We start from the raw sequence: 17822 nt of genomic DNA on the forward strand, positions 1-17822 counted from the left end.
GAAACGCCTCCTGAATGCACAGGAGGCTGCTACGTTGACACTTTCCTGTCAACGAAGGACCGCTCATGACCGCACGGCAAGTCTTGCACGACTTTGCGAAAAAATCAGCCGCCAGTGACGCTCATGTGGCGCGAGACCGACGGACGGCTGGTGCGGCGGTCGATGATGAAGTCATGGCCCTTGGGCTTACGGCCGATCGCTTCGTCGATGGCATCGGAGACCAGTTCGTTGCCTTCCGAGGCACGCAAGGGCGCGCGTAGGTCGGCTGCGTCTTCCTGGCCGAGGCACATATAGAGCGTGCCGGTGCAGGTCAGCCGGACTCGGTTGCAGCTCTCGCAGAAATTATGCGTCATCGGCGTGATGAAGCCGAGGCGTCCGCCGGTCTCGGCGACATGGACGTAGCGCGCCGGGCCGCCGGTCTTAAAGGGGATGTCTGTCAGCGTGAACTGGCGTTCCAGCGCCGCGCGAAGCAGCGACAGCGGCAGGTACTGGTCGGTGCGGTCGGCGTCGATCTCGCCCATCGGCATGGTTTCGATGACCGTCAGGTCCATGCCGCGGCCATGCGCCCAGCGCATCATGTCGGGCAGTTCGGCGTCGTTGAAATCCTTCAGCGCCACCGCGTTGAGCTTGACCTTGAGCCCGGCCGCCTGCGCGGCATCGATGCCTTGCATGACCTTGTCGAGATGACCCCAACGGGTGATCTTGTGAAACTTGTCGGCATCGAGCGTATCGAGCGACACGTTGATGCGCTTGACGCCGCAATCGGCGAGTTCGGCGGCAAAGCGCGAGAGTTGCGAGCCGTTGGTTGTCAGTGTCAACTCTTCCAGCGCGCCGCTGTCGAGATGCCGCGACAGCTGGCGCACCAGATGCATGATGTTCTTGCGCACCAACGGCTCACCGCCGGTGAGGCGCAGCTTCCTGACGCCTTTTTCGATGAAGACCGTGCATAGCCGGTCGAGCTCTTCCAGCGACAGCAGGTCCTTCTTCGGCAGGAAGGCCATGTCCTCGGCCATGCAATAGGTGCAGCGGAAATCGCAGCGGTCGGTGACCGACACTCTGAGATAGCTGATCGTGCGACCAAAGGGGTCGATCATGTCCATGCTTCAAGCGCTTCCCGTGAACGACGTCGTTATATACCGCTATGTGATACGATACAGCCTAGCATTCAAGATAGCCGGTGTTGATCTTTGGTAACATCTCTCAGCCGACATCGCATGTCGGTCGGCCTTGTCAGGTCTTTTCCCATTTGGCGAAGCGGCGTAGGGAAGGGTGGATGATACAGGATCGAACAGCATGACCGCACCGAAAGAACTCAGGGTCTCGAAGGACCGCAAATTGCTTTCCGTCACCTTTCCCGACCATCGGCCGTTCGAACTACCGGCGGAGCTTTTGCGCGTCGCCTCGCCATCGGCCGAAGTGCAGGGCCATTCGCCCGAACAGCGGGTAACGGTTCCCGGCAAGCGCAACGTCGCGATCCTGAAGATCGAGCCGGTCGGCAATTATGCCGTGCGCATCACCTTCGACGATTTCCACGACACCGGTATTTTTACCTGGAATTACCTGCACACGCTCGGCCACGAAAAGGATGCGCGCTGGGCCGCCTATCTCGCAGAGCTTGCGGAAAAGGGCTTGAGCCGGGACCGCTAGGGCATCGCTGTCGTGAAGATGTCATCGATGTGGGGTAGCGCCGGCAAGGGTTTGGAGACGAAGAAAATGTCCGTCATCACCACGGTCGAGCAGCTCGAGGCGCTCTACGGCGTTCCAGGCGAGGCCTCGCTGGTCAAGGAACTCGACCACGTCATTCCCGAATACGCCGCTTTCATCGAAGCCTCGCCCTTCGTCGCCCTGGCAACCAGCGGGCCGGAAGGGCTGGATTGCTCGCCGCGCGGCGATCTCGCCGGCTTCGTGCGCATCCACGATCCGAAAACCCTGATGATGCCGGATCGACGCGGCAACAACCGCGCCGATTCGCTCAGAAACATCATTCGTGATCCGCGCGTCGGCCTGCTGTTTCTGGTGCCGGGCTCCGGCACGACTTTGCGCATCAACGGCCGCGCTCATATCACCACGGATACAGCGCTGTGCGCGTCGTTCATGGTGGATGGCAAGGCGGCGCGATCGGTGACCGTCGTCGATATCGATTCGGTCTATTTCCAATGCGCCCGCGCCATCGTCCGCTCCGAGCTTTGGAACCTGGCAAGGCATGTCGACCCGAAGTCGCTGCCGACGCCCGGACAGATCCTGGAAATCACCAGCCGCAAGACCATCGACGGCCAGACCTACGACAAGGAATGGCCGGAACGGGCGAAGAAGACGATGTGGTAGCCGGTGTACCGATATTCAGGTGAGGCTGGCCTGCAAATGGCGGCCTCCTGCGCTTCCCTAGTTCTACTGCCACGCAGTAGAACTGAGCTCACGTACTTTAAGTACGCTCCGCTCCGGTTCTCGGAAGCCGCCATTTTCGGTGCATCCTGACCTGAATCTCGGCACACCTTGATGCTAGGCTTCCTTCAGCACCTCATAAATCTTGCGCATCTGCTCGCCAATCATGTCACACTGTTCCGGCGTCGACTGGCTCATCGCCTTCTCGATCAGCGCCATATGCACTTTCAGCGCCTGCATCAGCAGCGCCTCGCCGGCTTCCGTCAGGGCGAGACGCAAGATGCGCTTGTCCTTCTCATCACCGTCGCGGCGCAGCAGGCCGCGCACTTCCAGCTGCGGCAACAGCATGGTGATATTGGAGCGGCCGACGAGCAGCTTGCGGGCAAGGTCGTGCTGCGACATGCCGGGATGGCGATAGAGGTTCATCAGCACGTCGAGCTGCGCCGGTTTCAAATCGAGGGGCGCCAGCTTCACCGCCAGCGTGCGTTCCAGCACATGGCAGGCGCGCGCCACCGCGACCCAGTTGCGAAAACGCGGGTTGTCCCAAGGTAGCTCTTGTTTATTGTTCATCTTTGAACTATTATGTTCATGCTTGAACGTATGGATGGATTCTCACTATGGCATCATTCGGGCTGAAGGTCATCCGGGGCGTGTTTGGTGCGGCAGAGCGTGTCGCGCCGCGGCTTACCGGACGCGCGGCGTTCGAATTGTTCTGCCGCACCCCGAATGTCAAGGCGCTCAGCAATGGCGAGCGCCGCGCTGTCGACCGTGCGGCCGAGTTCATGACCGAGGCGCGTCATCACCGGCTGAAGACCGCGACCGGCTGCGTCATGGTGCATGAGTTCCGGCCGGAGCCGGGCAGGGGCGTCGCCGGCACGGTGCTCGTCGTCCATGGCTGGCGCTCGCGCACCGAATATATGCGCGCCTTGATCGAAGGCTATCGCGCCGCCGGCTACAGGGTGGTTTCGCTTGACCTGCCTGGCCATGGCCAATCGCAGGGCCGGCGCTTGAACATGGTCAATGCCGTCGATGCGGTGCGGGTCGCCGGCGAGTGGTTCGGTCCTTTCGTGGCGGCGGTCGGCCATTCCTTCGGCGGCGCCGTCGCCGCCAATGCCATCGCCGGTTCGGTCAAGAACATTCCACCGCTGGCTGCCGGACGCCTGGTGCTGATCGCGGCGCCAAGTTCGCTGCCGGCGATCTTTGCCGACTTCAGCCGCATGCTCAATGTCGGCCCGCGCTCGCAAGCCGCCATGGCGGACCGCGTCGAACATCTTTCCGGCCGGCCGCTGCACGAATTCACCGGCGATCGCCAGCTTGCCCAGGCTGCGGTGCCGACCCTGGTCATCCACGCACCGGACGACCGCGAAGTCTCGGCCGATCATGCAAGGCTCTATGCCGGCGCAGGCGGTCATGTGCGGCTCTACTGGGCCGACGGGCTCGGCCACCGCCGCATTCTTGCCGACAAGGGTGTGGTCGAACGCGCGGTCGGCTTCGTGACGCACGAGCCGTCGCTGCTGCATTGAGCGGCGATCGAGGTTATTTCTTCTTCTCGCCGGGTTCGACCGGCAATCCGGCCGCCTTCCAGGCGGTGTAGCCGCCAAGGATGTGCTTGACCGGCGAAAGCCCCATGTCCTGCGCTGTCTTGGTGGCCAGAGCCGAGCGCCAGCCGCCGGCGCAGAAGAAGACGAAGCTCTTTCCCGAGGCGAAGAACGGCTTGTGGTAGGGGCTTTCTGGGTCGATCCAGAATTCCAGCATGCCGCGGGTAACATGCTGGGCGCCTGGGATACGGCCATCGCGCTCCACTTCGCGGGGATCGCGCAGATCGACGAAGATGGTGTCCTCATCGTCGAGCAGTCCGGCCGCTTCCTCCGGCGAAACCACCTCGATCTCGGCGTTCGCCTCGTCCAGCAGCTCGCGATACCCCTTTTTCACGCTCTCGTCCCTCCCGGCTTTGCTGGCGAATTTCGAGCACACCAGCCGGCGTTTGTCACGCCGCGTTGGTCCCGGCCATCGTTCGCCAAGCCGCCATGGCCCCGGCCACCGTCGCCAGCAGGGAATCGTGCGATGCACCGTCGCGTGCCTGGATCGACATGCCGTGCTGAACGGTGGCGAAGAAAGTCGCGGCGGCACTGGCATCGAAATCCGCCGGCAATTCGCCTTCGGCAACGCCGCGATCGAGACGCTTTTGCAGGGCGCTGTGGTTTTCGGCGCGACGGCGCCGCAGATCGTCGCAGATCGCGCCACGGCTCGAATCCTGATGCAGCGCTCCGAGCGTGATCAGGCAACCCTGCGGGCGATCGCTCTGCGCATAGGCTTTCGCCGTCAGGCACAGGAATTGTTCGATCGCCTGCCGCGCCGTCGGAGCCTCATCCAATGCCAGCCAGATGTCGGCACCCTCGGTGTGTGAATAGAAATCCGTCGCCTCCAGGAACAGCGCCTGCTTGCTGCCGAAGGCGGCGTAGAGGCTGGGCGAGTTGATGCCCATGGCGGCGGTCAGCTCGCTCATCGATGCGCCTTCGTAACCACGAGCCCAAAACACCTGCATCGCGCGGCGCAGGGCTGCGGTTCGATCGAAGGTGCGGGGGCGGCCTCGTTCCGACATGACGCTCTTTTCTGTGTTGATCGATACATAATTCAGTTGACGCCGACGGGCAAGGCTGGCAGATATTTATGTATCGATCATTACATAAAAGGAGAATTCGATGTCATCCAGCAGATTGAGCGGCAAGGCCGCGCTCGTCACCGGCGGCAGTCGCGGTATCGGTGCCGCGATTGCGCGGAGGCTCGCGGCCGATGGCGCCAGCGTCGCGCTGACCTATGTGCATGGCGAGGAGTTGGCCCGCTCGGTGGTCGCCGATATAGAGGCCAAGGGTGGTCGCGCCGTCGCGATCAGGGCCGACAACCGCGACGCAGTGGCCATAGACAAGGCCGTCGATGACGCCGCGACCGCATTCGGCCGGCTGGACATCCTGGTCAACAGTGCCGGGATCTGGCGCGCCGCTCCCATCGATACGCTGTCGCTCGCGGATTTCGACGAGACCATGGAGGTCAATCTCAGAGCCCCGTTCATCGCTTCCAAGGCGGCGGCAGCCCATATGGGCGAGGGCGGCAGGATCATCTCGATCGGCAGCAATCTTGCCGAGCGGGCGACCGACACCAGCCTCACGGCCTATTCGGCCAGCAAGGCTGCGCTGGTCGGCCTGACCAAGGCGCTGGCGCGCGATCTCGGCCCGCGCGGCATCACCGCCAATGTCGTTCATCCCGGTTCGACCGACACCGACATGAACCCGGCCGACGGCCCGCATGCCGAGCATCAGCGCCGGAAGATGGCGACGCCGCGCTTCGGCAAGGCCGAGGACATTGCCGGCATGGTCGCATGGCTGGCAGGACCGGAAGGCCGTTTCGTCACCGGTGCCGCGCTGACCATCGATGGTGGTGCCAACGCCTGATCTCGACAGTTTTCCGGCTGGAACGGAAACACCCTCCGCTCCAGCCGTCACGATGTTGTGAAACCGTTCTGCAACAGGCGTTCCAAAATTTATGAAAGCTTAACGAAATCGGTATGAATCGGTATAGTCGCGCCTTACATCCGCCATGGGGTGAGCGAGACGGTCTGACGTGCGGAACGGGAACCGGTTGCGGCCGGAGCGGGTGATTCATGAAATTCCTAGGAAACAAGGCAGTGATGCCGCTGATGGCGATCGCGGCGACACTCGCTTTCGGTGTGCCCCAGGCCGGCGCGCAGGGGCTTTTCGACATGCTTTTCGGCGGCGGCGTCAAGCGCGCGCCGCAAGGCGAGTTTCCGCCCCCGCCGCCGAAGCACAAGCCAAAGCCAAAAGTGTCGGGCGGCGGTGGTGGTGGCGGTGTGAAAATCAGCAGCCCGTCCTACTACACCTACAAGGCCGACCGGCTGGTCCGTATCGACTTCTCGGCGTTGACCGCAGCACCGCAGCCGGCGACCCCGCAGGACGCGGCTTTCGTGCCGTCAGCCACGGGTGCTGCGTTTCGTGATGCGGTTGCCAGCTTGGGTGATTACGAACTCTACGCCGAGCCCGACATCGCCAAGGCGCTGATCGCCTATTACTCGGCCAATCCGGATTTTATCTGGGTGACCGGAACCAGCCTCAACAACCGCGCGCAGGATGCGGTGCGTGTGCTTGGCGAGGCTGCAAGCTATGGCCTTGCGCCCGCCGACTATACGGTCGAGGTGCCCGCTGTCGGCACATCGACGACTGATGCCAATGCGCAACTGAAAGAGCTCGTCCGCTTCGAGATGGCGCTGTCGGCGCGCGTGCTGCGCTATGCCCATGACGCCCAGAACGGCCGCGTCGAGCCCAACCGCATGACCGGCTACTATGATTTCCCGGCCAAGCCGCTCGACCTGCAGGGCGTGCTGAAAACCCTGGCGCATACCCAGCAGGTGCGCACCTATCTCGAATCGCGGCATCCGCAGAATGCGGAATACCAGGCGCTGCGCGTCGAACTGGAAGCGCTGCAGGCAAGTGCGGAAAACGAAATCGTCGTCGACCCCAAACTGTTGCTGAAGCCGGGCGAAACCAGCCCGGAACTGCCGAAGCTGCTGACCCTGATCGCGCGCAATCTCGATGACGAGATGGGCGGCGCCTATGGCGAGATCCTGTCCAGGCTGGCGACCAGCGACGTCTACGTTCCGGAATTGGTCCCCGTCATCGAGGCCGTGCAGCAGAAGGCGGGCATGAAGGGCGACGGCGTCATCGGGCCGCGCACGGTTGCGTCGCTGGCCGGAACATCCAAGGCCGACAAGCTGCTGAAGGTGGAAGTGGCGCTGGAGGAACTGCGCTGGCTGCCTTCCGATCTCGGCAGCCCGCGCGTCTTCATCAACCAGCCGGCCTTCACCGCAAGCTACATCGACAATGGCGAGGAAAAGCTGAAGACGCGTGTCGTCGTCGGCCGGACCACCAACCAGACCGCCTTTTTCTACGACCAGATCAAGCAGGTCGATTTCCATCCCTATTGGGGCGTGCCGCAATCGATCATCGTCAACGAGATGCTGCCCAGGCTGCGCAACGATCCGGGCTATCTCGACCGGGCCGGCTACGAGGTGACGGATTCGCGCGGCAAGCGTATTCCGTCGTCGGCGGTCAACTGGGGCGCCTATGGCGCAAACATCCCCTACAGCGTGCGCCAGCAGCCGAGCGAGGCCAATGCGCTGGGCGAGCTGAAGATCCTGTTCCCCAACAAGCACGCGATCTACATGCACGACACGCCGCAGAAATCCTTCTTCCAGCGTGACATGCGCGCGCTCAGCCATGGCTGCGTGCGGCTGCAGGATCCGCGCGGCATGGCGGCGGCGGTGCTCGGCACTTCGGTGGACTATATCGCCGAGAAGCTGAAGCACGGACACGCGACCGAGAACGTGACACGCACGATCCCGGTCTATGTCGCCTATTTCACCGCCTGGCCCGATCTCTCCGGCAAGGTCGAGTATTTCGGCGACGTCTATGACCGCGACACGAGGCTGAAGCAGGCCCTGGACGCCACCGAGGCGGTGCGTTCGCCGTCGAGCTGATATTCAGCGCTCGAACAGCGGTCTCCGGAAGCCGGCATCGCGGCCGGCAATCAGCCAATAGAGCAACCCGGCGACAAGGCCGGCGGCGGCGATGATGCCGATGTCGACCCAGCGCTCCGGATCCATGTCCTCCGGCGCACTCGGCCAGATCAGGGCGAAGCCACCGACCGCGGCGGCAGCGCCGAAGAGCATGTGCAGCAGAAAATTGCGCAGCGAGAAGAACTCGGCAATTAGCGCGAAGATCAACGTCTGCAGCGCGGTCACCACGATCGTCAGGAAATAAACGAACATGCCGAGCGGCGGCACCAACAGGACCGCGATCGGCGAGACGCCCATGACATCGAAATAGTTGGGGGCGTTCGGGAGAGAACTGAGCACGCCATAGATCACCGCCACGGCGATCAAGCCAACCAGCACCGACACGAAATAGCCGGCTAACATCATCAATATACGCTTCATCACGTGCTTCGCCGTCGCCATGCCCATCCCCCAATGCGGCGTCTTGCGCGACAGTCAGCCATCAAAGCGGCGCTGACGCAAGGGGAGCCCCCTTTGGCAAGGGCAATCGCTTCAGGCCAATGACAAATCCAACTTATGGCGGAGACCACCAATTGCCGAAGTCGGCGCTGTCCCTCATTGGCATTTCTCCCCTCTGCGGGGTTGTGCCGCGTCTTGCGGCGGCTGCGCGTTTCGTGAATGGCTTCCCCACTCCGTCGCCGCTTCGCGGCGCCACCTCTCCCCCCTCCGGAGGGAGAGGAAGGGAGCCAAGGTCGGGCGAACTCGCGCCTTTCCTCTCCCCCGTCGATCGGGGGAGAGGTGTCGAGCGAAGCTCGACGGAGTGGGGGTCGACGTGGGGGCGGCCTTAAAAAGTGATTCCTCTGGCAAGATGGCACTTTCAAGCGCCGCCGCACATGTGCTGCGAGTCAGGCAGCGCCCATGACCCTTTGATGGCGAGATCGATGCCATAGTACACCCGGCCGCGCTCGTCGCCGTCAGGACAATCCCGCGGAGTCGAGATCAGGCATATCACAGCTGCATCGCCGACCTTGGAACTGGCCAGCCCAGGCTCGCGCTCATAGGAAACGGCGGTGCCGCCATTGGTGAATGTCGCGGCACTGCCGGCATCCGGACCGGCCGTTTCCAGGGGATCGTCGCCAAGCCGTGTGGTGAGCGTCTCGATATGGGTGGACGCACATTGCCCGATGGCCGAGGGCAGGGGTTGGTCGGTCCCTGTCGGGTTGCGTGCCGCGGCCTCCTGCGCCTTCTTGCCGATCAGCGCGATGTTGTAGTCCTGCACCCATGACGGCGCATTGCCATAGGTTTGCAGCGCATTGTTCATCGCGCTGACGATGCAGGCGGTATCGCCCCCGCAGGCATTGCGGTCGGCAATCAGCCCACGGGCGATCATGCGCTTGTCGCCGCCGAATGCCGGCTCGAAATCCTTGAAAGCCTTGGAGACCAGCAGATCGATGGCTGACAGCTGCGGATCGGCGCAGGTCGCCTTTTCCGCCGGCAGAGTTGCCTTGCGGCAGTCGAAGGACGGCCCCTCGGCCCGCGCCGGAGCGGCCCCAAGGATGCCGCCAGCCAGGTTGGTGGCGAGCACCTGCAGGGAAAAGATTCGAACGCAAGATCGCATGCGTGCCCCCAAGCATTTGCCCAAAGCGCCGCCAGCGCCTGGCCCCACGCCAAGAATGGACAATTCTAGGCGAAAACCGATTGCCATGAGTATACTAGGGTAACTTGCGAAGAGGACCCTAACCTAACCCTCCCCACGAGGGCAGGGCAATCGCATATGGCGCTCCCCCACTCCGTCTCGGCTTCGCCGAGCCACCTCTCTCCCACATTCGTGGGGGAGAGGAAACGCCAACCGCCGAGGTCGCGGCCTTGAAAGGCTTGGGTTTTCCTCTCCCCCATGGATATGGGGGAGAGGTGGCCGCGCAGCGGACGGAGTGGGGGCTGGCGCTGCCACATGAGATAGCTGCCGAGAGAGTACGCGGAGAGCGGGCCAATGTATTCATCGGATAGGCGCGCCTGCCGACGAACGAACCTTACTTCGGTTCGGCGGTCACAGGGTCGTAATTGATTTCGACCTTGGCCTTGTCAGACGTGTAGTAGGTGACGGTGTAGGCGCCGCTGTCCCAGTCCACCTCCTTCACATACAGAAAACCGTCGCGCTTTTCGACCTTGGCAAGGATCTCCGACAGCTTCTTGGCATTGGACGGCGGCAACGGCCTGTCGTCCGCGGCCAAGGCCGGCCCGCCGGCGAGAAGAACGGCGACGCTGGTCGCCAACAGCAATCTGGACATGGCTTTCCCTCAAGTTTCCGTCGCACAGAAACTCGCTGGCGTGCCGGTTTGTTCCGCAGCCTGGAATGCAGGGCCATCCCGTCGACCGATTGGCCGCTGCCCGGAAGAAAAAGCTGTGCACCAAAAACCACGATGCGCCGCTTCACTATTCGTGCCCATAGGATGTTGACGGTTCATTGGGGGCTATATGCGCACGCGTCATGTCGTGCCCCCGACGATGTCCCCAACTGATGTGGAGCGCATCACGCCGAGACCTTGCTGCCTGTTCGAGGGGCCGTCGCCCGCTTAACTTACGCGGCGCGTCGTTGAGCGGGGTGGAGACCTGAACGGGTTCGACGAGGGTCGACGGCGGTCACGATGCTGTGGTGGTGATCGCAATAGACGCGATCCGGCGAAGTTGCCCCAGCACAAAAACGATAACCGCCGGGTACCGACGGGTCTTCGCTCACCGGGAAGCGGCACTGATAGACGCCTAGCTGAATGAGTGGGACGTCTCTCGAAGTTGGTCTGATATTTTCAGGCATGGTTTTCAGTTTCCTAGTTTATAGCCATTGCCGGCTGACGGCCGCAGTGCGACCGCGTCAGGGCGAGCTTCTCTCGTTTTGGAGGGCTGTGGATCACCATATGGTGTTGGTCGCAGCGTCAATGAAGCCCGAGGCGCTGCTTTCGGAAGCCAATTGTTGCGACTTAAGGCCACACTGACCGCTGGGGTGCGGTTGGCAGCGCGAAGGCACCCGGTGGGCGATGTTGTCCCACTGCTCGCTTTGCCCCCGGGTTAATCGGCAGGCGGGTGAGGGATGGCTTGTGGGTCCCCAACGCGCTGCGCGCTTTTCGGTTTTCGGCCCTCAACCCGCCAGCCCTAGGAGGGTGAGCAGCGGGAGCGAATACATTTTGTCAGCAGACAGCGTGGTCGCGTCCCAGAGCATCTCTCCGAACCGTCGCGCCGGTGCTATGGTGTGCCTGCATGATCAGACAGCAGGGATACGAGGCATGCCCGAAGTCACCCGCCGTACACTTCTTGCGTTCACCGCCGTGGCCTCGGTCATTGAACCGACGTTTGCCGAAGGGGAAGGTGCCTCACCCGAATTGCGGGCGCTGATCGGAGCCCATGAAGCCACCTATGTCGAGCTTCACAGGGTTGTTCATCACGCGGGCAGTAGCAGCCACGAACGCAAGAGGGCAGACCGGATTGAACAGGAAGCATTGCTGGCCATTTGCTCCTATCCTGCGATCAGCCGAGGCGACCGCCGGGCTAAGGCCGATTACCTGTTGACCGCTGAGGCTCGGGGTGAACTCGACCTGGAAGAGCACATGCAGGCCATCCTGCACTCGATGAAGCGCTGATCGCGGCTCGACCGGCGCATCTCCACAACCAGACAATCGCCGACTTTTTACGACCATGGCGACAAGCGGGTCGGGCAAGCGTGCGAGCAAATCCGGGCGCACGCACGTCAATCCCCGAATCTGAATTCGAGCAGTATTTGAGGAAGATAACCTGATCAATGAGGCGGCGTTCGCTGCGGCCGTAAATCGACTACCGTACGGATTTTGGTGGGCGATGCAGGGATTGAACCTGCGACCCCACCCGTGTGAAGGGTGTGCTCTCCCGCTGAGCTAATCGCCCGCTCGTTGCCCGAAGGCCAAGCGAGCCGCGATATAAGGGAGGCGGGTGCGGGAAGTCAAGGCGGTGTCCGGCGTTCTGACGAGGATCGATATGTCGCCCGTCGACCTTGTCTTTGACGGAGACGCCGGTCGCTTCCTTAGGGCCTGTCGATATAGATTCTTGCGAAGATAGACCCCCACCCTAACCCTCCCCACAAGGGGGAGGGAAGCTGCCGCGCGCCTTTTCACTATACTTAGCGTCCAACTTCGGTGGTTTGCCGAGATCAGCGCCTGCGAGAGTCTCCCTCCCCCTTGTGGGGAGGGGTTAGGGGTGGGGGTATTCGTAGGGCGAAAACTTTTGCACATTTGCCATTGGCCTGTGCGCCTTCCCGTCAGCCTTCCGCAGCAGCAATCAGCCTTTGCGCCAGGTCGAGCGTCAGCGCGTCGAAATGCGAGATGACAGCCGAAGGTTCGAACTCGCGCACATGGCGGTCGGTGTAGCCGAAATCGACCGCCACCACCGGAATGCCGGCGGCTTTCGCTGTGTCGATGTCGGTTTGGGAATCGCCGACCATCAGGGCGCGGTGCGGGTCGCCGCCGGCCAGCTTGATGGTCTCGGTCAGATGGCGCGGGTCGGGTTTGCGGAAGGCGAACGTGTCCTGTCCGGCAATCGCGGCGAAATGCCTGGTCAGGCCGAGCGCCTCGATTAGCGCCAGCGAGTTGGCTTCGTATTTGTTGGTGCAGATGGCGAGGATATAGCCGGCGTTCTCGAAGCGCGCGATCGCCTCGACGACACCGGGGTAGGGGCGTGATTTGCCGGGGATGTTGAGTGTGTAGTGGTCGAGGAAAAGTTTCAGCAGCCGGTCGTGCTCCTCGACGGCGAGCGATCGTTGATGGGCCGCGTGCGCCCGTTCGATCATGACCCGGCCGCCGTGACCGACAAAACGCCTGAAGCCGGCTTCGTCGACCGCTGCGATCTCGCTGGCGGCAAGGCTGTGGTTCAGGCTGTCGAGCAGGTCCGGCGCTGTGTCGATCAGCGTCCCGTCGAGGTCGAACACGATGATCGGTCGGGTCATGGTCAGTCCTGAGCAGTTTATGCAATGGGCAGGCGATAAAGGCTGCGGCGCGTCAAGGCAAGCGCTGGGGCAGCTCGTTCGGGCTGGCCGGCCCGTCGGGCCGGGCATTTCGCGGCGGGCCGCCAGACATGAAAAACCCGCCACGGCGGCGGGTTGTTGGCGCAAATCAGCACCATGACCAAATATGTAGCATAGCTGCCCTCACCGGGTCAACAGGTTTCAGGAAATAATTCCTATGCCCGACATCCCCAGGCGACGCAGCGCTTTGACCGGACCGGCAAAAATGCTAGGAGCCCGAAACACTGAATTTCCGGGGCATAACCGACATGGATGCAAGGCAATTGAAGGTCGAAGCCGCGCGCGCGGCACTTGCCCATGTGAGCGACGGCATGCGGCTCGGCATCGGCACCGGCACCACGGCCGAAGAGTTCGTGCGGCTGCTTGCCGAAAAGGTCGCCACCGGCATGACCGTCATCGGCGTACCGACTTCGGAGCGCACCGCCTTGCTGTGCCGCCAGCTTGGCGTGCCGCTGTCGACGCTGGAGGAAACGCCCGAGCTCGATCTCACCGTCGACGGCGCCGACGAGGTCGACCCGGAGCTGACCCTGATCAAGGGCGGCGGCGGCGCGCTGCTGCGCGAGAAGATCGTCGCCGCGGCGTCCCAGCGCATGATCGTCATCGCCGACCGCTCGAAAATGGTCGAGACGCTCGGCCGTTTTCCCCTGCCGATCGAAGTCAACCCGTTCGGCTTGCGCGCAACCGAAATCGCGGTTGCCGCCGCGGCTGAAAAGCTCGGTCTTTCCGGACCGGTCACATTGAGGATGACGGGGGGCCAGGCTTTTGTTACAGACGGCGGCCATTTTATCCTCGATGCATCTTTTGGCCGCATTCCGGATACAAGAGCGCTTTCGAATGCTCTCCACGCCATTCCGGGCGTGGTTGAGCATGGTCTTTTCATCGGGCTGGCGTCAGCGGCCATCATCGCCGGCGGCGATGGTATCCAAACCGTCCATGCCGCCCGAAAACCAGGGAGTTCTATCGATCATGATGTTGCATAACCGGGTTCGCAGCCTTTGCGCCATTCTGGCGGCGTCGGCCGTTTTCGCCTTCTCTTCGCCGGCGTTTTCGCAGGATGTCACGGAATCGCACCTGAAGGCCGCCCGCGCGGCGGTGGCGGCGATCCACGCGACCGACCCGTTCGACAACATCCTGCCGCAGGCGGCAGCCGGGCTCGAATCGCAGCTCATCCAGAAGAACCCGGACATGCAGGAGCTGATCGGCAAGACGATCAGCGAGAAGGCGCTGGCGCTGGCCTCGCGCCGCGCCGACCTCGAAAAGGAAGCCGCACTCGCCTACGCAAAAGTGTTCTCCGAAAAGGAACTGACCGACATCGCCGCCTTCTACAATTCCGATTCGGGCAAGAAGCTGCTCGACAGCGGCCCGACGGTGACCCGCGACCTGGTCAAGGCAGCCGACATCTGGCAGAACGGCCTTGCTCGCGATCTTGCCCAGCAGGTCGGCGAGACACTGGCTGCCGCCGCCAAGGCAAAGGCGCCGGCAGCGCCTGCCGCACCCGCGGATGGAGCCGCCGCTCCGGCCGATGGCGCAGCGCCCGCCGATGGTGCGGCCCCCGCGGACAACAACTGATCCCTGCATTTCAAACGGCCTTGCCGCCTTCCGCGAAAGCCCGGCTCGTCCGGGCTTTTCTTTTGACGCTTTGCGGCCTACCTGTCTGACACATTTCTGAAGCCTGAGGAGCCGTCATGGCCGGTTACGACTACGATCTTTTCGTCATCGGCGGCGGTTCGGGCGGGGTGCGGGCGGCGCGCGTCGCCGCCGCCCTCGGCAAGCGCGTCGGCATCGCCGAGGAATACCGTTTCGGCGGCACCTGCGTCATCCGCGGCTGCGTGCCGAAAAAGCTCTATGTCTATGCCTCGCAATTTCCGGAGCATTTTGCCGACGCCGCCGGCTATGGCTGGACGGTTCCCAAAGCCAGTTTCGACTGGCAGACGCTGGTCGCCAACAAGGATCGTGAGATCAGCCGGCTGGAGGCGATCTACAAGCGGAATGTCGAGGGCGCCGGCGGCGAGGCCTTCCATTCGCGCGCCATGATCGTCGATCCGCATGTCGTCCATCTTCTGGGTGAGGACCGCACGGTTACCGCCGACCAGATCCTGATTGCCACGGGCGGCCGACCCGCAGCGCATCCGGCGCTGCCCGGCCACGAACATTGCATCTTTTCCAACGAGGCTTTCGACCTCAAGCAACTGCCGAAGTCGATCATGATCGAGGGCGGCGGTTACATTGCCGTCGAGTTCGCCAACATTTTTCACGGTCTCGGCGTCGACACCACGCTGGTTTATCGCGGCAAGGAGATCCTCAGCCGCTTCGACATGGACCTGCGGCGCATGCTGCACGAGACGATGGAAAAGAAGGGGATCAGGATCCTCTGCCATTCCGTGACCGAATGGGTGCGCAAGCGGCCGGATGGGCGCCTCGACGCGTTTCTCAGCAGCGGCAAGACGCTGACGGTCGATCAGGTGATGCTGGCCATCGGCCGCATTCCCAACACCGAGAATATGGGCCTGGAAGGCATCGGCCTGGAGATGACCAAGACCGGCGCGATCGCCGTCGACCAATACTCCCGCACCAACGTCGACAGCATCTGGGCGATCGGCGACGTCACCAACCGCGTTCAGCTGACGCCGGTGGCGATCCATGAGGCGATGTGTTTCATCGAGACCGTTTTCAAGGGCAATCCGACAGCGCCCGACCATGAGACGATCGCGACCGCCGTCTTTTCGCAACCCGAGATCGGCACGGTCGGCCTGTCGGAGGACGATGCCGTCAAGCGCTTCCCCGACATCGAGATCTACCGCGCGACATTCCGGCCGATGCGGCACACGCTGTCCGGGCGCGACGAGAAGATGCTGATGAAACTGGTGGTCGATGGCGTGTCGAAAAAAGTGCTTGGCGCCCACATATTGGGGCCGGACGCCGGCGAGATGGCGCAGCTTCTCGCCATCCCGCTGAAGGCCGGCCTGACCAAGGAAGATTTCGACCGCACGATGGCGGTGCATCCGACGGCGGCGGAAGAACTCGTCACCATGTACAAGCCGACTTATCGCGTGAAGGACGGCGAGCGGGTCGATTGACGGCAAACGCCGAGGGGCAGTCGCATATTAGGACGTCATGATTGCGCCCTACGAATACCCCCACCCCTAGCCCCTCCCCACAAGGGGGAGGGAGATTTCCGTTGGCGCCGACCTAGGCTAATCACCTGTCTTTTCGCCGCCAAAGAAGAATTAAAGGCACGCGGCAGCGTTCCCTCCCCCTTGTGGGGAGGGTTAGGGTGGGGGTCCTCTTCGCAAGAATCCCTATGCGATTGTCTCGGTCCAACACTGGCTGCTACAGCAGCGTGCCGCGCAGGATCACCAGCGCCACCGAGAAATAGATTACCAGGCCGGTGACATCGACCAGCGTGGCGACGAACGGGGCCGAGGCGCTGGCCGGATCGAAGCCGATGCGTTTCAGGGCGAACGGCAACATCGATCCCGACAGCGAGCCGAAGGTGACGATGCCGACCAGTGCAGCACCCACCGTCGTGGCGATCAGCGGCCAGTGCGGGCCGTAGTCGTAGAAGCCCATATACTGCCAGAGCGCGATGCGGCAGACGCCGACCACGCCGAGCATGGCGCCTAGCACGAGGCCGGTGGGCAGCTCGCGCAGCGCCACCCGCCACCAGTCGCCAAGACCGATCTCGCGCAGCGCCAGCGCCCGGATGACGAGCGAGGTCGCCTGCGAGCCGGAATTGCCGCCCGAGCTCATGATCAGCGGGATGAACAGCGTCAGCACGATCGCCTTCTCCAACTCGCCCTCATAGCTCTGCATGGCGTTGGCCGTCAGCATCTCCGAGATGAACAGCGCGCACAGCCAGCCGCCGCGCTTCCTGATCATCGCAAGGAAGCTCATCTTCATGTACGGCTCGTCCAGCGCCTCCATGCCGCCGAAACGATGCGCGTCCTCGGTCGTCTCCTCGATCATCGTGTCGATGATGTCGTCGATGGTGACGATGCCGAGGATCTTGCCGTGGTCGACGACCGGGACGGCAAGCAGATCGTATTTGGAGATCGTCTGCGCCAGCGTTTCGCGATCGGTCAGCGGGCCGACCGTCACCGGGAGACGATCCGGCGCCACCGTCATGATCAGGTCGTCCGGCTCGCCGGTGATCAGCCGGCGCAGGCCGGTCGACCGCACAAGCAGGTGCGTTTGCGGATCGACGATATAGATCGCATAGACGGTCTCGCGCGTCCGCTCGACCTTGCGGATGTAGTCGAGCGTTTGCCCGACGGTCCAGTCCGAGGGCACGCTGACGAACTCCGTCGTCATGATCGAGGCGGCGCTGCCTTCGGGATAGCCCAGAATGGCAAGCAGCGTTGCGCGCAGCGGCGGTGCAAGCCCGCCGAGCAGCTCGGAACGGGCAGGCTCGTCGAGCTCGCGCAAAATGTCGGCGGCACGGTCGACCGACATGGCGGTGAGCAGCTTGCCCGCCTTGGCGCGCGGCAGCGCCTCCATGAGTTCGGAAGCGCCGTCGAGTTCCGGCTGATCGAAAATCTCGACCAGCCGCTCGAACGTCACTTCACAAAGCAGTTCCGTCGCGGTTTCTCGCGGCTCCCTGTTCAGGGCCTCGACAATGTCGGCGACGTGATCGTTGGCTAGGATACGGGCGATGGCGACGGCTTCGTCGCTCGCCACCGTGGTAAATTCGTTCATGGTTCACTCCTTGCCGTCCGGCAGGACATGAACCATGGGAGGTCACGTCTAGGCGGACGGCTGTTGCGTTCGACTGTGACTGTCGCCAGGCATGGCGCGGTGACCTTTCCGCTTGCGGGTTCGCGTTTGACTGTC

19 protein-coding genes and 1 tRNA gene are annotated in these 17822 nt (G+C 62.9%); 9 read left to right on the top strand and 11 right to left on the bottom strand.

Translation table 11 applies throughout. The features are described 5' to 3' along the window. Nucleotides 1–104: 104 nt before the first annotated feature. Nucleotides 105–1100 (bottom strand): GTP 3',8-cyclase MoaA, encoded by a 996-nt coding sequence (gene moaA, locus ACSQ3L_RS19720; protein WP_436161463.1) that lies wholly within the window; start codon nucleotides 1098–1100, stop codon nucleotides 105–107. A 193-nt stretch (nucleotides 1101–1293) separates the two neighbouring features. On the opposite strand from moaA, the gene ACSQ3L_RS19725 reads away from it, so the two are divergent. Continuing rightward, complete coding sequence (locus tag ACSQ3L_RS19725) at nucleotides 1294–1647, top strand: gamma-butyrobetaine hydroxylase-like domain-containing protein (protein ID WP_436161464.1); 354 nt, start codon at nucleotides 1294–1296, stop codon at nucleotides 1645–1647. A 66-nt stretch (nucleotides 1648–1713) separates the two neighbouring features. Further along, complete coding sequence (locus tag ACSQ3L_RS19730; protein ID WP_436161465.1) at nucleotides 1714–2325, top strand: pyridoxamine 5'-phosphate oxidase family protein; 612 nt, start codon at nucleotides 1714–1716, stop codon at nucleotides 2323–2325. Nucleotides 2326–2499: 174 nt separating this feature from the next. Here the strand turns inward: ACSQ3L_RS19730 and ACSQ3L_RS19735 are convergent, their stop codons facing one another. Then, on the bottom strand, nucleotides 2500–2952 hold the full coding sequence (locus ACSQ3L_RS19735; protein WP_436161466.1) for a MarR family winged helix-turn-helix transcriptional regulator: 453 nt from the start codon (nucleotides 2950–2952) through the stop codon (nucleotides 2500–2502). Between the two features lie 47 nt (nucleotides 2953–2999). Here ACSQ3L_RS19735 and ACSQ3L_RS19740 point away from each other — a divergent pair, with 47 nt between their 5' ends. Continuing rightward, nucleotides 3000–3905 carry an alpha/beta hydrolase gene (locus ACSQ3L_RS19740; RefSeq protein WP_436161467.1) on the top strand — a complete coding sequence of 302 codons (906 nt, stop codon included), beginning with the start codon at nucleotides 3000–3002 and terminating at the stop codon, nucleotides 3903–3905. Nucleotides 3906–3918: 13 nt separating this feature from the next. Here ACSQ3L_RS19740 and ACSQ3L_RS19745 read toward each other — a convergent pair whose 3' ends face one another. Together ACSQ3L_RS19745 and ACSQ3L_RS19750 are read right to left on the bottom strand one after the other, a co-directional pair. After that, nucleotides 3919–4314 (bottom strand): rhodanese-like domain-containing protein, encoded by a 396-nt coding sequence (locus ACSQ3L_RS19745; RefSeq protein ID WP_436161468.1) that lies wholly within the window; start codon nucleotides 4312–4314, stop codon nucleotides 3919–3921. Nucleotides 4315–4369: 55 nt separating this feature from the next. Then, nucleotides 4370–4984: a TetR/AcrR family transcriptional regulator gene (locus ACSQ3L_RS19750; protein WP_436161469.1), complete on the bottom strand. Its 615-nt coding sequence runs from the start codon at nucleotides 4982–4984 to the stop codon at nucleotides 4370–4372. A 100-nt stretch (nucleotides 4985–5084) separates the two neighbouring features. On the opposite strand from ACSQ3L_RS19750, the gene ACSQ3L_RS19755 reads away from it, so the two are divergent. Then, entirely contained in the window at nucleotides 5085–5831 is a 747-nt protein-coding gene (locus tag ACSQ3L_RS19755; protein ID WP_436161470.1) for a 3-oxoacyl-ACP reductase family protein, read from the top strand. Between the two features lie 209 nt (nucleotides 5832–6040). Continuing rightward, complete coding sequence (locus tag ACSQ3L_RS19760) at nucleotides 6041–7930, top strand: L,D-transpeptidase family protein (protein ID WP_436161471.1); 1890 nt, start codon at nucleotides 6041–6043, stop codon at nucleotides 7928–7930. A 3-nt stretch (nucleotides 7931–7933) separates the two neighbouring features. On the opposite strand, the gene ACSQ3L_RS19765 is transcribed toward ACSQ3L_RS19760, so the two are convergent. The 4 genes from ACSQ3L_RS19765 to ACSQ3L_RS19780 form a co-directional block, all read right to left on the bottom strand. Continuing rightward, nucleotides 7934–8416: a hypothetical protein gene (locus ACSQ3L_RS19765; RefSeq protein ID WP_436161472.1), complete on the bottom strand. Its 483-nt coding sequence runs from the start codon at nucleotides 8414–8416 to the stop codon at nucleotides 7934–7936. A 409-nt stretch (nucleotides 8417–8825) separates the two neighbouring features. After that, entirely contained in the window at nucleotides 8826–9566 is a 741-nt protein-coding gene (locus tag ACSQ3L_RS19770) for a lysozyme inhibitor LprI family protein (protein ID WP_436161473.1), read from the bottom strand. A gap of 412 nt (nucleotides 9567–9978) precedes the next feature. Further along, nucleotides 9979–10236 (bottom strand): PepSY domain-containing protein, encoded by a 258-nt coding sequence (locus ACSQ3L_RS19775; protein ID WP_292647556.1) that lies wholly within the window; start codon nucleotides 10234–10236, stop codon nucleotides 9979–9981. 290 nt (nucleotides 10237–10526) lie between these two features. Continuing rightward, on the bottom strand, nucleotides 10527–10760 hold the full coding sequence (locus tag ACSQ3L_RS19780) for a GcrA family cell cycle regulator (protein WP_436161474.1): 234 nt from the start codon (nucleotides 10758–10760) through the stop codon (nucleotides 10527–10529). Between the two features lie 466 nt (nucleotides 10761–11226). Between ACSQ3L_RS19780 and ACSQ3L_RS19785 the strand changes: the two genes are divergently transcribed. Then, nucleotides 11227–11580, top strand: coding sequence for a hypothetical protein (locus tag ACSQ3L_RS19785; RefSeq protein ID WP_436161475.1), 354 nt, complete (start codon nucleotides 11227–11229; stop codon nucleotides 11578–11580). 205 nt (nucleotides 11581–11785) lie between these two features. Here ACSQ3L_RS19785 and ACSQ3L_RS19790 read toward each other — a convergent pair. Together ACSQ3L_RS19790 and ACSQ3L_RS19795 are read right to left on the bottom strand one after the other, a co-directional pair. Further along, nucleotides 11786–11860 (bottom strand) — tRNA-Val (locus ACSQ3L_RS19790). 370 nt (nucleotides 11861–12230) lie between these two features. After that, entirely contained in the window at nucleotides 12231–12914 is a 684-nt protein-coding gene (locus ACSQ3L_RS19795; RefSeq protein ID WP_436161476.1) for a phosphoglycolate phosphatase, read from the bottom strand. 326 nt (nucleotides 12915–13240) lie between these two features. Between ACSQ3L_RS19795 and rpiA the strand changes: the two genes are divergently transcribed. The 3 genes from rpiA to gor all read left to right on the top strand — a co-directional run bounded on the left by rpiA (nucleotide 13241) and on the right by gor (nucleotide 16069). Next, on the top strand, nucleotides 13241–13972 hold the full coding sequence (gene rpiA / locus ACSQ3L_RS19800) for a ribose-5-phosphate isomerase RpiA (protein WP_436161477.1): 732 nt from the start codon (nucleotides 13241–13243) through the stop codon (nucleotides 13970–13972). After that, a complete protein-coding gene (locus ACSQ3L_RS19805) occupies nucleotides 13959–14561 on the top strand; it encodes a DUF2059 domain-containing protein (protein ID WP_436161478.1) in 603 nt (200 codons plus the stop codon). The genes rpiA and ACSQ3L_RS19805 overlap by 14 nt, the downstream gene beginning before the upstream one ends. Nucleotides 14562–14677: 116 nt before the next feature. After that, the gene (gor, locus tag ACSQ3L_RS19810; RefSeq protein ID WP_436161479.1) at nucleotides 14678–16069 is read left to right on the top strand and encodes a glutathione-disulfide reductase; all 1392 of its coding nucleotides are present in this window, start codon (nucleotides 14678–14680) and stop codon (nucleotides 16067–16069) included. Between the two features lie 253 nt (nucleotides 16070–16322). Here gor and mgtE read toward each other — a convergent pair whose 3' ends face one another. Next, nucleotides 16323–17687: a magnesium transporter gene (mgtE, locus tag ACSQ3L_RS19815; protein ID WP_436161480.1), complete on the bottom strand. Its 1365-nt coding sequence runs from the start codon at nucleotides 17685–17687 to the stop codon at nucleotides 16323–16325. Nucleotides 17688–17822 lie beyond the last annotated feature (135 nt).

The organism is Mesorhizobium sp. LjRoot246 (assembly GCF_964254115.1).
Classification (GTDB): domain Bacteria; phylum Pseudomonadota; class Alphaproteobacteria; order Rhizobiales; family Rhizobiaceae; genus Mesorhizobium.